The organism is Variovorax sp. TBS-050B, assembly GCF_029893635.1.
Lineage (GTDB): Bacteria > Pseudomonadota > Gammaproteobacteria > Burkholderiales > Burkholderiaceae_C > Variovorax.
In genome coordinates this window covers 4,765,709-4,780,042 of sequence record NZ_JARXYR010000002.1, presented here as the reverse complement: position 1 = coordinate 4,780,042, position 14,334 = coordinate 4,765,709, and the positions used below count along the sequence as shown (strand labels likewise).

11 protein-coding genes are annotated in these 14,334 nt (G+C 70.1%); 4 read left to right on the top strand and 7 right to left on the bottom strand.

Annotated features, from left to right (window positions below; all coding sequences use genetic code 11):
* Positions 1–10 precede the first annotated feature (10 nt).
* Positions 11–1,711, top strand: a complete 1,701-nt coding sequence (locus M2165_RS25335; protein WP_280817310.1) for a tannase/feruloyl esterase family alpha/beta hydrolase — start codon at positions 11–13, stop codon at positions 1,709–1,711.
* Between the two features lie 18 nt (positions 1,712–1,729).
* On the opposite strand, the gene M2165_RS25330 is transcribed toward M2165_RS25335, so the two are convergent.
* Together M2165_RS25330 and M2165_RS25325 are read right to left on the bottom strand one after the other, a co-directional pair.
* Positions 1,730–2,473, bottom strand: a complete 744-nt coding sequence (locus M2165_RS25330) for a DsbA family protein (RefSeq protein ID WP_280817309.1) — start codon at positions 2,471–2,473, stop codon at positions 1,730–1,732.
* Positions 2,474–2,591: 118 nt separating this feature from the next.
* Positions 2,592–3,509, bottom strand: a complete 918-nt coding sequence (locus M2165_RS25325) for a LysR family transcriptional regulator (protein ID WP_280817308.1) — start codon at positions 3,507–3,509, stop codon at positions 2,592–2,594.
* A 101-nt stretch (positions 3,510–3,610) separates the two neighbouring features.
* On the opposite strand from M2165_RS25325, the gene M2165_RS25320 reads away from it, so the two are divergent.
* The 3 genes from M2165_RS25320 to M2165_RS25310 are packed head-to-tail and all read left to right on the top strand — an operon-like array spanning position 3,611 to position 6,808.
* Positions 3,611–4,558: a hydroxymethylglutaryl-CoA lyase gene (locus tag M2165_RS25320; protein WP_280817307.1), complete on the top strand. Its 948-nt coding sequence runs from the start codon at positions 3,611–3,613 to the stop codon at positions 4,556–4,558.
* Complete coding sequence (locus tag M2165_RS25315; protein ID WP_280817306.1) at positions 4,555–5,775, top strand: CoA transferase; 1,221 nt, start codon at positions 4,555–4,557, stop codon at positions 5,773–5,775. The genes M2165_RS25320 and M2165_RS25315 overlap by 4 nt, the downstream gene beginning before the upstream one ends.
* Before the next feature lie 46 nt (positions 5,776–5,821).
* A complete protein-coding gene (locus M2165_RS25310) occupies positions 5,822–6,808 on the top strand; it encodes a tripartite tricarboxylate transporter substrate binding protein (protein WP_280817305.1) in 987 nt (328 codons plus the stop codon).
* Positions 6,809–6,814: 6 nt separating this feature from the next.
* On the opposite strand, the gene sugE is transcribed toward M2165_RS25310, so the two are convergent.
* From sugE to dnaG, 5 genes are all read right to left on the bottom strand, one after another.
* Positions 6,815–7,135 carry a quaternary ammonium compound efflux SMR transporter SugE gene (gene sugE, locus M2165_RS25305; protein WP_280817304.1) on the bottom strand — a complete coding sequence of 107 codons (321 nt, stop codon included), beginning with the start codon at positions 7,133–7,135 and terminating at the stop codon, positions 6,815–6,817.
* Between the two features lie 28 nt (positions 7,136–7,163).
* Positions 7,164–8,300: an HPP family protein gene (locus tag M2165_RS25300; protein WP_280817303.1), complete on the bottom strand. Its 1,137-nt coding sequence runs from the start codon at positions 8,298–8,300 to the stop codon at positions 7,164–7,166.
* 3 nt (positions 8,301–8,303) lie between these two features.
* Positions 8,304–9,539, bottom strand: coding sequence for a multidrug effflux MFS transporter (locus M2165_RS25295; protein ID WP_280817302.1), 1,236 nt, complete (start codon positions 9,537–9,539; stop codon positions 8,304–8,306).
* Positions 9,540–9,637: 98 nt separating this feature from the next.
* The gene (gene rpoD / locus M2165_RS25290; protein WP_280817301.1) at positions 9,638–11,983 is read right to left on the bottom strand and encodes an RNA polymerase sigma factor RpoD; all 2,346 of its coding nucleotides are present in this window, start codon (positions 11,981–11,983) and stop codon (positions 9,638–9,640) included.
* 298 nt (positions 11,984–12,281) lie between these two features.
* The gene (gene dnaG / locus M2165_RS25285) at positions 12,282–14,264 is read right to left on the bottom strand and encodes a DNA primase (RefSeq protein ID WP_280817300.1); all 1,983 of its coding nucleotides are present in this window, start codon (positions 14,262–14,264) and stop codon (positions 12,282–12,284) included.
* Between the last annotated feature and the right edge of the window lie 70 nt (positions 14,265–14,334).

The window sequence follows — 14,334 nt, the reverse complement described above, 5'->3', positions numbered from 1 at the left end:
GAGACAGACCATGGCGATCCCGAACACAGTCTTCCGCGGGGGCGCCATGCTGGCGGCCGCCGCCTTGCTCGCGGCCTGCGACACCACCTCCGGCCCGCAGCGCATTCCCCTCGGCAGCAACCCACCCGTGGCCTGCGCGGCGCTCGCGGCGCCGGTCGCGCCTTCGGCGATCGGCCTGCCGAGCGGCGCGGCAAGCATCGATTCGGCCACGCTCGTCCCGGCCTCCGCGCTCGCGGTGGCCGAGCGCGGCCCCACGCCCGCGGCGCGCATCGCGCCCGCGCTGCCCGCGCACTGCAAGGTGCTGGGGCGCATCGCGCCGCTCGACCCGAACGCGCCGCCGATCCTGTTCCAGGTCAACCTGCCGCTCGCATGGAACGGGCGCAGCGTGCAGTACGGCGGCGGCGGCTTCAACGGCACGCTGATCACCGGGCTCGCGCTGGTGCCGGGCGCGCGCTTCGACCAGCCCGCGCCGCTCGCGCAGGGCTACGTGACCTACGGCACCGATTCCGGCCACCAGAACGTCGCCGGCCAGCCGCCGCAGGCCTTCGCGCTCAACGATGAGGCGCTGGTGAACTTCGCGCATGCCTCGTACAAGAAGGTGCGCGACGTGGCGGTGGCGCTGATGCAGCGCGCCTACGGTCAGGCGCCGCAGAAGCTGTACTTCGTCGGCAGTTCCGAAGGCGGGCGCGAGGCGCTCACGATGGCGCAGCGCTATCCGCAGGATTTCGACGGCATCTTCAGCCGCGTGCCGGTGATCCACTGGACCGGGCTGCAGCATGCCGGCACGCGCAACGGCATCGCGACCTTCGGCGAAGGCTGGCTGCGGCCGGCGCAGGTGCAGCTGGTGCACGACGCGGTGCTCGCCGCCTGCGACGCGGCCGACGGCCTGGCGGACCGCGTGGTCTCGAACCCGGTGGCCTGCCTGCAGCGCTTCGATCCGGCCGCCTTGCGCTGCGCGGCCGGCACCAGCGGCACCAACTGCCTGAACGATGCGCAGGTGCAGGCGGTGCGCACGCTGCGCTCGCCCTGGCGTTCGCCGGTGCCGCTGGCGAACGGCGTGGCCGAGTACCCGGGCTGGGGCATCGGCGGCGAAGCCACGCCGGCCTTCGCCTCGACCGGCGGCTGGACCGCCTGGTGGACCGGCACCGCCGCGCCCACCGTGCCGCCGCAGCCGGCCAACGGCATCGCCTGGTTCTACGGCAGCGGCGCGCTGCAGTACTTCTATGCACGCGATCCTTCGCTCGACGTGCGCAACTACCGCGCGGAGAACTTCGCGGCGCGCATCGCCGCCGTGTCGCAGCTCATGGACTCGACCAACCCCGACCTCTCGGCCTTCGCCGCGCGCGGCAGCAAGCTGCTGATGCTCGAGCACATGGCCGACTACGCGCAGAGCCCGTTCGCGGGCATCCTCTATCACGAGTCGGTGGTCGCGCGCATGGGCCGCGACAACGTGAGCCGCTTCATGCGCCTCTACACGGCGCCCGGCGTCGACCACGTCGGCAGCGGCGCGCCGGCCAACGTCGACATGCTGGCGGCACTGGCCGACTGGGCCGAGCGCGGGCGCGCGCCGGCGGGGCTGCAGCTCGCGGAGCAGGAGCTGCAGCCGCCGTTCAGGACCGTGCGCGCGCGACCGCTGTGCGAGTGGCCGCTGTGGCCGCGCTACACGGGCGGCGATGCGGCGCTCGCCTCGAGCTTCCAGTGCAGCCGTTGACGGCCTGAGGCCGAGGCGCTAGCGCGCGCAGCCGCCGGGTCCGCAGGCCGGCCCTGACTCGGCCGCGGCAGCGGCATCGGCGGGCAAGGGCGCCGCGCCCGCGAGTTCACGCAGGTGCGCCGTCCAGCCGTCGACGTTGCCGAGCCACGGGCCGATGTCGAGCAGGCTTGCGCGCACGTCCGCCTGCGCGAACACGAAGGTCGGAAAACCCTGGCCGCCCGCGCGCTGCAGCAGCGCGCGGCTCTCGGCGATGTGCCGCGCGGTCGGCGCGCCGGCGAGGCGCGCGAAGGCCGCGCCGAACGCGTCCGGCGCGAAGCCGAGTTCGGCCGCCAGCGCATGGAGCACCGCTGCATCGGCGATGCGCCGGCCCTCGACGTAGTGCGCACGCTGCAGGCGGTGGACCATGTCGAGGCCGCCGCCGCTGCGCAGCGAGTCGGCCGCGAGCACGGCCGTGGTCGGCGGCTCGGAATCCATCACCGCGCCGCTGTCCCGCAGCAGGCCCTCGAAGTAGGGCTCGCCGAAGGGCTGGCCCGTCATCTCCGCGATGCGGCGGTCGTGCGGCATCACGTAGGCGCGCCATGCCGGCGAGACGCTGCGCCGGTTCGCGCCGGTCATCATGCCGCCGCCATGGAAGCGGACCGCGAGGCCCGGGATGCCGCGGGCGGCCTCCACCAGCGGCGCGGCGGCATAGCACCAGCCGCACATCGGGTCGAAGATGTAGTGCAGCGTGGCACCGGTGGCGGACGGGGTCTGGTGGCGCATTCGGGCTTTCGGGGGTGGGCGCCTGCGTGGCGGCGTGAGCGCGCATGGTAGGCGGCGGCAGGCGGCGCACCAAGCACCGCCGCCGCAACGCACCGTTGCCGGTTCCGTGCAGATCGGCTCAGGCGTCGGCGGCGCGGTCGGTCGCGCAGTGCTCCAGGTGCGCCATCAGCAGCCGGGCCGCGAGCGACAGCGTGGCCTCGTCGCGGAAGCAGATCGCGAAGCGCCGCCGCGCCCAGGCGTCGGTGAGCGGCATCAGCCGCAGGCCGTAGGTCTGGGCGAAGGGCTCCGCCACCTCCGCGGGCACCACGCTGATCGCGAGCCCGGCGCGCACCACGCGCAGCGCCGCGTCGAAGTTCGACACCAGCACGCGGTGCACCAGCGGCTTGCCCGCGACGGCGGCCTCGCGCGCGAGCATCAGCTGCACCGCGCTGAGCGCGGGCATGCCGACGAATTCATGGTCGAGCACCTGCTCGAAGCGCACCGATGCGTGCTGCGCGACCGGATGCGCCGGGTGCGCGACGATCGCCAGGTGGTCGCTGCGGTAGCTGCGCCGCTGCAGGCCCTCCAGGTCGGCCGCGTCCCAGCACAGGCCGATGGAGGCGCTGCCCTCGCGGATGCCGCGCACGATCTCGGGGCTCACGCGCTCTTCCATGTCGACGCGGATGTCGCGGTGCGCGGGGTTCTGCAGGAAGTTCGCCACGTCCTCGGCCAGCGACTCGGCCATGACCGAGGCCGAGGCGAGGATGCGCACATGCCCGCGCGCGCCGCCCGCGTAGGCGGCCATGTCGCGCTCGATGCGGTGCGCGCTGCCGAGCATCGCGCGCGCATGCTCGAGCAGCGTCTCGCCGGCCGGCGTCGGCACCACGCCGCGGCGCTTGCGCAGCAGCAGCGGCGTGCCCACGGTGTCCTCCAGTTGCGCCAGGCGCTTGCTGATGGCCGAGCCGACGATGCTGGCCTGCTCGCCCGCGCGCGCGATGCTGCGGGTTTCGCAGACGGCCACGAAGAGCCGCAGGGTGGTGAGGTCGAGGTCTCTCATGATGTTCCATTCTGGAATCGGATCGCTTCCAAAATATACCTTCTGGATCGAATCGGAACTTCTAAGATCGACGCCGTACCCCCCACGACGGAGACAAAGACTTGATCCACGCCTTCCTGCCGCCGCGCGCGGTCGTCCGAGAAGTGGGCCTGCGCGACGGCCTGCAAAGCATCGCCCGCGTGCTGCCCACCGAACGCAAGCGCCAGTGGCTGCGCGATGCGCATGCCGCGGGCCAGCGCGAGATCGAGGTCGGCTCGTTCGTGCCGGCGCACCTGCTGCCGCAGCTGGCCGACACGGCCGAGCTGCTGACCTTCGCGAAGACGCTGCCGGGGCTCTTCGCCTCGGTGCTGGTGCCGAACCTCAAGGGCGCCGAACGCGCCATCGCCGGGGCGGCCGACCTGATGGTCGTGCCGCTGTCGGCGAGCCATGCGCACAGCCTCGCCAACCTGCGCAAGACGCCCGACGAAGTGGTGGCCGAGGTGGCGCGCATCCGCGCCGCGCGCGACGCGGCGGGCGCGAAGACGCTGATCGAGGGCGGCGTGGGCACGGCCTTCGGCTGCACCATCCAGGGCGAGGTCGACCCCGACGAGGTGCTGCGGCTGATGCAGGCGCTGCTCGACGCCGGCGCCGACCGCGTCAGCTTGGCCGACACCGTGGGCTATGCCGATCCGGCGATGGTGCGCAGCCTGTTCGAGCGCGCCCTGCGCATCGCGGGCGATCGCCTCTGGTGCGGCCATTTCCACGACACCCGCGGCCTCGGCCTCGCCAACGCCTACGCCGCGCTCGAACTCGGCATCGCGCGCTTCGACGCCTGCCTCGCGGGCATCGGCGGCTGCCCGCATGCGCCCGGCGCGAGCGGCAACGTCGATACCGAGGACCTGGTCTTCATGCTCGAGCGGATGGGCGTGGCCACCGGCGTCGACCTGCCGCGGCTGCTCGCGCTGCGCGAACACGTGGCGGGCTGGCTCGAGGGCGAGACGCTGCAGGGCACGCTCTGGCGCGCGGGCTTTCCGAAGACCTTCGTGCCCGCCGCGGCGGAGGCGGCATGAACGCGGCGGCAGCGGAGGCGACGAGCGAGGGCAAGCGCCTGCCGCTCGCGGGCATCCGCGTGGTCGAGTTCACGCACATGGTCATGGGACCGACCTGCGGCATGGTGCTGGCCGACCTCGGCGCCGAGGTCATCAAGGTCGAGCCGATCGAGGGCGACCGCACGCGCCATCTGCTCGGCGCGGGCGCGGGCTTCTTCCCGATGTTCAACCGCAACAAGAAGAGCATCGCGCTGGACCTGCGCCACCCGCAGGGCCTGGAAGCGGCCCTGCGGCTGTGCGTCAGCGCCGACGTGGTGGCGCAGAACTTCCGGCCCGGCACCATGGACAAGTACGGTCTCGGCCATGCCGCGCTGCGCAAGCTCAACCCGCGGCTCGTGTACGTGAACCACACCGGCTTCCTGCCCGGGCCCTACGAGCATCGCACCGCGCTCGACGAAGTGGTGCAGATGATGGGCGGCCTGGCCTACATGACGGGACGGCCCGGCGATCCGCTGCGCGCGGGCACCAGCGTGAACGACATCATGGGCGGCATGTTCGGCGCCATCGGCGCCATGGCCGCGCTGATGCAGCGCCAGCAGACCGGCGAGGGGCAGGAGGTGAACTCGGCACTGTTCGAGAACAACGTGTTCCTCGTCGGCCAGCACATGCTGCAGTACGCGATCACCGGCCAGCCTGCGGCGCCGATGCCCGAGCGCATCTCGGCCTGGGCGCTCTACGACGTGTTCACCGTGAAGGACGGCGAGCAGATCTTCCTCGCTGCGGTGAGCGACGCGCAATGGACGGTGTTCTGCGACGCGCTCGGCTTCGACGACCTGCGGGCCGACCCCGCGCTGCGCACCAACAACGACCGCGTGCGCCTGCGGCCCACGCTGCTGGCGGAACTGCGCCGGCGGCTCGCGGACCGGTCGGCCGCGGAGCTCTCCGCGATCTTCGAGGCGCGCGGCCTGCCGTTCGCGCCGATCACGCGGCCCGAGGACCTCTACGGCGATCCGCACCTCAAGGCGACGGGCGGCCTGGCCGACATCCGCCTCCCCGACGGCGAACGCGCGGGCGAAGTGGCACAGACCACGCTGTTCCCGATCACGCTCGGCGGCGAGCGCCTGGGCGTGCGCCTCGATCCGCCGACGCTCGGCGCGCACACGCGCGAGCTGCTCGCGGAACTCGGCTATGCCGAAGCGCAGGTGGCGGCGATGCAGGCGGAGCGGGCGGTGGCCTGAGCGCCGGCCTTCTTCTTTTTCCAGAACCACGACGAGAGACAAGCACATGCACACGATTTCTTCGGCGATGAACCGCCGCACGGTCCTCGGCCTCGGCGCCTCGGCCGCGGCGCTGGCGGCCTGGCCCGCGCTTGCGCAGGGCTCCGACAAGCCGATCCGGCTGATCCTGCCGATCAGCGCGGGCTCGGGCGTGGATGCCATCGCGCGCGCGGCCTCGGTCGCGCTCGGCAAGGCCTTCGGCCAGCCGGTGGTGATCGAGAACCTGCCCGGCGCGGGCGGCATCACCGGCACCTCGGCCGTGGTCAAGGCCGCACCGGACGGGCTCACGCTCGGCATGGTGTCGAACAACCATGTGATCAACCCGGCGGTCTACAAGAAGATGCCCTTCGACGCGATCGCCGACGTGACGCCGATCACGGTGGTGGGCGCGACGCCGCTGGTGCTGGCCGTGCATCCCAAGGTGGCGGCGAAGAACGCGAAGGAACTGATCGCGCTGCTGCGCGCCAGGCCCGATGCGTACAACTACGCCTCGTCGGGCAACGGCACCATCATCCATCTGGCCGGCGAGATGTTCCTCGATCAGGCGGGCGTGAAGGCGCGGCACATCCCGTACAAGGGCACGGGGCCGATGGTGACCGACATGATCGCGGGCCAGGTCGAGATGGGCGTGGTGGCGCTGCCGGCGCTGCAGCCGCATCTGAAGAGCGGCGCATTGCGCGCCATCGGCGTCTGCGGCCCCGCGCGCTCGCCCGCCGCACCCGAGATTCCCACGATCGCGGAGCAGGGCCTGCCGAACTACGTGGTCGAGGGCTGGGTCGCGGTGATCGGCCCCGCGAAGATGCAGCCCGCCGACGTGCAGCGCGTGCACGACGCCGTGGCCGCCGCCTTCGCGACGCCCGAGGTGCGCGAGGCGATGGACAAGCAGGGCAACATCGTCAAGCCCACCACGCCCGAGCAGGCCGCGAGCTACTTCCGCAGCGAGGCCGCGCGCTATGCCGCGCTGGTGAAGAAGGCCAACGTGGTGGTCGAATGACGCGGCTCAGTGCGGGCTCGTGAGCTTGAGCCCGAGGATGCCCGCGACGATCAGGCCGACACAGATCAGCCGCGCGGCATTAGCGGGCTCGTGGAACAGCACGATGCCGAGGATCACGGTGCCAACCGCCCCGATGCCGGTCCACACCGCGTAGGCCGTGCCCACGGGCAGCGTGCGCATTGCCCAGCCGAGCAGCACCACGCTGAGCACCATCGACAGCGCGGTGCCGATCGAGGGCCACAGCCGCGTGAAGCCCTCCGTGTACTTGAGACCGATGGCCCAGCCCATCTCCAGCAGACCCGCCACGAACAACACCGCCCACGCCATGCGCGCTCCTTGAGGAAAAGGTTTTTCTTCAGCTCTCCGGCCGCACGGCGCTGTACAGGGCGCGAACGAAATCGGACTGCGTGATCATGCCGGTGAGGCGCTTTTCATGGTCGATGATGGGGATATGGTGGTGGCCGCCCTCGGAGAACAGCGGCACCAGGTCGACCACCGGCCGGTCGGCGCTGGCCACGCGCACCTGGCGTGTCATGATCTGGCCCACCACCTCGGGCTTGGTCGAGACCACGGTGCGCGTGGCCCGGATCAGGTCGCGCAGCCGGCCCGCGATGCCTTCATGGTGCTCCAGGTCGAGCTGGCGGAAGAAGTCGGCCTGCGTCACGATGCCCACCACGCGGCGCGTGCGGTCGGTGACGGGCAGGGCCTTGATGCGGCGCTGCTTCATCAGCATCCAGGCCTCCTGGAGCGGCGTGCCGAACTCCACCGAGACCGGGTCGCGCGACATGATGTCGTTGCAATGCAGCGTGCCGAGGCGGCGCTTGTACGACTCGAGCTCGGTCTGCTGGATCAGCGATTCGAGGTCGTCGCGGCTGATGTCGAGCACCTGGTTGTAGCGCGCGAGCACCGCGTCGATGTCGGCCTGGCTGAAGCGCGCTTCCGGCGAGGGCGGGCGCGCGACCTGCACGTGCGGATAGCGCCGGCCCGTGAGGCTGTTGTAGGCCACGCCCGCGAGCACCAGCAGCAGCGAATTGGCGAGCGCGGGGAACAGCGCGGCCGAGTAGTCGGTGGTGTGCGTGAGCACCGCGAGCAGCGCTGCCGCGCCGCCGGGCGGATGCAGGCTGCGCGTGGCGAACATCAGCCCGATGGCCACGCCCACGGCGGCGGCGGCGGCCCAGGCGGTGTCGGGGATCCAGTGCACGCAGGCGATGCCGACCAGCGTCGAGAGCGTGTTGCCGACCAGCACCGACCATGGCTGCGCCAGCGGGCTCGCCGGCACGGCGAACACCAGCACCGCACTCGCGCCCATGGGGGCGATCAGCCAGACGCTGTGGCCGGTCCAGGGCGCCATCCAGCGGCACAGCAGCGCGGTGATCACGAGGCCCACGGCCGCGCCGAAGGCGGCGCGCATGCGCTCGCGCGCATCGACCGTGTTGCGGCCCGGCAGCCAGGCGCGGGCATGCGTCAACAGGGCGGAAATCGGCGCCGGCATGCCTCAGGCTTCCGCGGCGACCCTGCGGCCGATCTCGGGCCAGCGCCCGTGCAGCCAGACCCAGGCCACCAGGCCGATGCCGAGCATCAGCATCGAGGTCAGCGCCAGCGCGAGCGTGGAATGCATCACCAGCGGCGCGATCACGCCCGCGACGATGCCGTTGGCGGTGGAGCCGATCACCGCCTGCAGCGACGAGGCCATGCCGCGCCGGTCCGGATGCAGGTCGAGCACCAGCAGCGTCACGACCGGCACCATCAGCGCCCAGCCGAAGGCGAACACCGCGATGGGCCAGAGCGCCCAGGCCGCATGCGCGGTGAAGAGCGCGTTGGCCGCCACGTTGACCAGCGAGGTCAGCAGCATGATCAGGAAGCCGTCGCGGATCTGCCGCTTGGGCGCGACCTTGCCGGCCATGCGGCCGCTGGCCCAGGCCCCCGCCATGATGCCGCCGATGGTCAGCATGAAGAACCAGAAGAACTGCGTCGGCGCGAGCGCGAGGTGGTCGCCCAGGAAGGCCGGCGCCGCGAGCACGTAGAGGAACATGCCGTTGAACGGCACGCCGCTCGCGAACGCGAGCAGCAGGAAGCGCGGATCGGAGCAGAGGTCCCAGTAGCCGCGCATCAGGTGCCGGACCTGGAACGGCTGGCGCTGGCTCTGGTGCAGCGTCTCCGGCAGCAGCTTGTAGTTGGCCGCGAACAGGATCACGCCGACCGCGACCAGGAACCAGAAGATCGCATGCCAGCCGGCATGGACGAAAAGAAAGCCGCCGACGATCGGTGCGATGGCCGGCGCCACGCCGAAGTAGATCGTCACCTGGCTCATCACGCGCTGCGCGTCGGCGGGCGGGAACATGTCGCGGATCACCGCGCGCGAGACCACGATGCCGGCGCCGGTCGACAGGCCCTGCAGCCCGCGGAACAGCACCAGCTGCGCGATGTTCTGCGACAGCGCGCAGCCCAGCGAGGCGAGCGTGAACACCGCGAGGCCCCACAGCACCACGGGCCGGCGGCCGAAGCTGTCCGACAGCGCGCCGTGGAACAGGTTCATGAACGCGAAGCCGAACAGGTAGGCCGAGAGCGTCTGCTGCATCTCGGCGGGCGTCGCGCCGATCGAACGCGCGATGCCCGAGAAGGCCGGGATGTAGGTGTCGATCGAGAACGGGCCCAGCATGCCCAGCACCGCGAGCAGCACGGCCAGCGCCCAGCGCGGGGCCTGCCAGAGTTTGGCTGCGTCTGGATTCATGGCGATTGATCCATTCTTCTTATTTGCGTGGCACAAAAGAGAACGCCCGCCGCCCCGTGAGGGGCGCTGCGGGCGCTTGTGGCTTCAGGGAACCCGGATTACAGAGTATCGATGAAGCTGCGGAGCTTGTCCGAACGCGACGGATGCTTCAGCTTGCGCAGCGCCTTGGCCTCGATCTGGCGGATGCGCTCGCGGGTCACGTCGAACTGCTTTCCGACTTCTTCCAGCGTGTGGTCCGTGCTCATCTCGATGCCGAAGCGCATGCGCAGCACCTTGGCTTCGCGCGGCGTGAGCGAATCGAGGATGTCCTTGACCACGTCGCGCAGGCCGGCCTGCATCGCGGCCTCGATCGGGGCCGTGTTGCTGCTGTCCTCGATGAAGTCGCCCAGGTGCGAATCGTCGTCGTCGCCGATGGGGGTTTCCATCGAGATCGGCTCCTTCGCGATCTTCATGATCTTGCGGATCTTGTCTTCCGGGATCTCCATCTTCGCGGCCAGGATGCCGGCGTCGGGCTCGAAGCCGAACTCCTGCAGATGCTGGCGCGAGATGCGGTTCATCTTGTTGATCGTCTCGATCATGTGCACCGGGATGCGGATCGTGCGTGCCTGGTCCGCGATCGAGCGCGTGATGGCCTGGCGGATCCACCAGGTGGCGTAGGTCGAGAACTTGTAGCCGCGGCGGTATTCGAACTTGTCGACCGCCTTCATCAGGCCGATGTTGCCTTCCTGGATCAGGTCCAGGAACTGCAGGCCGCGGTTGGTGTACTTCTTGGCGATGGAGATCACGAGGCGCAGGTTGGCCTCGATCATTTCCTTCTTGGCATCGCGCGACGAGGCCTCGCCCTCGTTCATGCGCTTGTTGATGTCCTTGAGCTCGGTCAGCGGCACCACCACGCGCGACTGGATGTCGGCGAGCTTCTGCTGCAGTTCCTGCACCGGCGGGATGTTGCGGGCCAGCACCGCGCTCCAGGGCTTGCCCGAGGCGGCCTGCTTCTCGATCCACTTCTGGTTCAGCAGGTTCGACGCCACGCGGTTGCCGTTCTTGTCGTAGCCGGAGAAGTCGCGGATGAACTCGTCCTGCGGGAAGCCGCACTTGTCCACGATGATGCGGCGCAGCTCGCGCTCCTTCTTGCGCACGTCGTCGACCTGCGTGCGCACCAGGTCGCACAGCTTCTCGATCGTCTTGGCCGTGAAGCGGATGGTCATGAGCTCGTCCGACAGGGCCTGCTGGGCCTTCTGGTAGGCGGGCGTGCCGTAGCCTTCCTTGTCGTAGATCTTGTGCACCTTCTCGAACATCTCGGCGATGCGGTCGAAGCGCGAGAGCGCCTCGTTCTTGAGTTCCTCGAGCTTCTTGGTGAGCGCCTTGGAGCCGCCCTTGCCGTCGTCGTCGTCTTCCTCGTCGAACTCGTCGAAGTCTTCCTCAGCCACGTAGTCGTCGGCCTCGTTGGGGTTCGAGAAGCCGTCGACCACGGTCGAGATGACGACCTTGCCCTCGCGGATGTCGGCCGCCATGCGCAGGATCTCGGCGATGGTGGCGGGGGAGGCCGAAATCGCCTCCATCATGGCCATCAGGCCGCCCTCGATGCGCTTGGCGATCTCGATTTCGCCTTCGCGCGTCAGCAGCTCGACCGTGCCCATCTCGCGCATGTACATGCGCACGGGGTCGGTGGTGCGGCCGAATTCGCTGTCCACCGTGGAGAGCGCGGCTTCGGCTTCTTCCTCGGCTTCTTCCACCGTGGTGGCGGTGGGCGCGGTGTTGTTCAGCAGCAGGGTCTCGGCGTCGGGCGTCTGCTCGTACACCGCCACGCCCATGTCGTTGAGCATGGTGACCACGACTTCCATGGTCTCGGCGTCGACCAGCTTGTCGGGCAGGTGGTCGGAGATTTCGCCGTGCGTGAGGTAGCCGCGGGTCTTGCCGAGCGTGATCAGGGTCTTGAGGCGCGAGCGGCGCTTGGCCAGGTCTTCCTCGGAGAGCACGGTCTCGTCGAGGCCGAACTCCTTCATCAGGGCGCGTTCCTTCGCCTTGCTGATCTTCATGCGCAGCGGCTTGACCTTTTCCTCGGTCGCCGCCGCGGGTTCGTCGCCGGCCAGGTCGTCCTCGATGTCCGACAGGTCGATGTCGTTCTCGGCGGCTTCGTTGCCGGCCTTGGGCTTGCGGCCGCGCTTGGCGCCGGTGGCGGGCGCGGCGGCGCCGGCGGCCTTGGGCGGGCGGCCGACCTTCTTGGCGGGGGCGGCGGTGGCGGCCTTGGCGGCAGCCTTCTTCGGATCGTCGATGGAGGTCGATTTCGTGGGCACGGTTTTCACTTTCGTAGCGGTTGCCGATTTGGAAGCGGCGGCACCCGACTTAGTTGCCGGCATGGCGCCGGCTTTCAACGGTTTTTCTGCAACAGACTTCGGGGCGACGCTTTTGGCGAGTGAAGGAGCAGGCTTCTTTGAACTGGGCATACGACCTCGTTGCGACAAGATGGACCAAGCGAACTCACAGGCGCAACGCCGCACCAGGGCAGCGTCGCCACAGCCCGCGCACGGGCGCGGACGGACAAATGGGAAAGAGGAAGAAATTCCTCGTCAGGCAAGATGTCGGGCGAACATTTGGTGTGCAGTCCTTGCGGTTATTGACCCTTTCCGACGGAATCTGCCGTCGGAGTGCATTGCGCGAGGGGTCGGCCCGGAGGTGCTGCTGTCGCTCTTGCCTGGATTTCGCCAGTTGCGAAGCCTTACATTATAGCTTATTGCGCGGATTTCAAGCGTTTTCTGCGCCGCGCGGGTTCAGCCGCTGGCGCAGTTCGAGGCGGCGGGCCTCGAGCGCCTTGTAGCGTTCGAGCGCCTTCGGGTCCTTGCCGACCGCCGCGATGGCCTCGCTCTGCTGCGCTTTCAGGCGGTCGTCGAGCATGAAATCGAGCACGCTGGCGAGTTCCTTGGCCGCCTCGGCCAGATGCTGCGCCTCCTCGCCCTCGGGCACCGGCGCCGCTTCTTCCACGCTCATCAGGCGCTCGGCCAGCGGCTCGAAGTCGAGCCCGCGCATGCCTTCGCGCAGCGCCGCCCAGGGCTGGACGCCATGCTCGTGCGACTGGCTGTCGAGCCAGGTGAAGAGCGCCCCGTGCGGCCCCGGCAGGTCGCAGAGCATCAGATGGAGCTCCTGCGAGAGCGCCTCCCATTGCGCCATGTTCGACAGCAGCAGCCGCGCCGCCACGTCGGGCCGGCTCGGCGGCTTGCCGCGGCCGCGCAGCGGCTCGGGCGCCGGTTCGAACTTGCCGCCCCAGCGCTTGCCCTTGACGAACTTGCGCGGCTTGCTATCGCTTTCGTAGCGCGGCGGTTCGGAGTCGAAGGGCGGCGGCATGCCCGGGTCGTGGCCGAATTCGTCGCCCGGCCCGCTGCCGTGGCGCGGCGCGGGCGCCGCCGCCTTCCGCGGGCCGGGCGTGGCGGCCCAGAGCTCGGTCAGCGCCGGCGCGTCCAGCTGCACCAGCGTGGCGATCTCGCTCAGCAGCTGCCGCTTGAGCGCGCCGTCGGGCATGGCGCTCCAGAGCGGGCGGGCATTGCTGCTCATGTGGGCGCGGCCTTCGGCGGTCGTGAGGTCGCAGCCCTCGCGCGCCACCTCGATCATGAAGCGGGACAGCGGCGTGGCTTCCTGCACGAAGCGCGCGAAGGCGTCAGCGCCGAATTCGCGGATGAAGCTGTCGGGGTCGTGCTCCGCGGGCAGGAACAGGAACTTGATGCTGCGCACGTCCGTGGCGTAGGGCAGGGCGCCGTCGAGCGCCTTGCGCGCGGCGCGGCGGCCGGCGGCGTCGCCGTCGAAGCTGAACACCACCGACTCGGTGAAGCGGAAGAGCTTCTGCACATGCTCGGTGGTGCAGGCCGTGCCCAGGGTCGCCACGGCATTGGGAAAGCCGAGCTGGGCCAGCGCGACCACGTCCATGTAGCCCTCGGTCACGAGCGCATAGCCGCGCTCGCGGAAGGCCGAGCGGGCCTCGTACAGCCCGTAGAGCTCGCGGCCCTTGCTGAACACCGGCGTTTCGGGCGAGTTCAGGTATTTGGGCTTCTCGTCGCCGAGCACCCGGCCGCCGAAGCCGATGCATTCGCCCTTCACGTTGCGGATCGGGAACATCACGCGGTCGCGGAAGCGGTCGTAGCGCTTCGCGTCCTCCGCGCCGTCCTCGGTGTTGACGATCACGAGGCCGCTCTCGGCGAGCAGCGGGTCGTCGTAGTCGGGGAACACGCTCGCCAGCGTGCGCCAGCCCGCGGGCGCGTAGCCGATGCCGAACTGCTTGGCGACCTCGCCCGAGACGCCGCGGCCCTTGAGGTATTCGATCGCGCCGGGCGCCTGCCGCAGCGCCTTGCGGTAGGCCTCGCCGGCCTTCTCGAGCACGTCGGTCAGCGTGGCCTGCTTCTGCCGCTGGCTCGCGGCGCGCGCGCGCTCGGCGGGCGAGGCGTCGTTCTCGGGCACCTGCAGGCCGTACTGGCCGGCGAGATCGTGCACCGCCTCGACGAAGCCCATGCCGGCGTGCTCCATGAGAAAGCCGATCGCGTTGCCGTGCACGCCGCAGCCGAAGCAGTGATAGAACTGCTTGGTCGGGCTGACCGAGAAGGAGGGGGACTTCTCGCCATGGAAGGGGCACAGGCCCATGAAATTGGCGCCCGCCTTCTTGAGCTGCACGTAGCGCCCGACGATTTCCACCACGTCGGCACGCGCGATGAGTTCCTGGATGAAAGAAGCGGGGATGGTCATGTAGGCGAAGAGCGGCAAATCATACGCAAGCGCCCGGACCCGCGCGTCCCGGCGGCATACTTTCGACGGA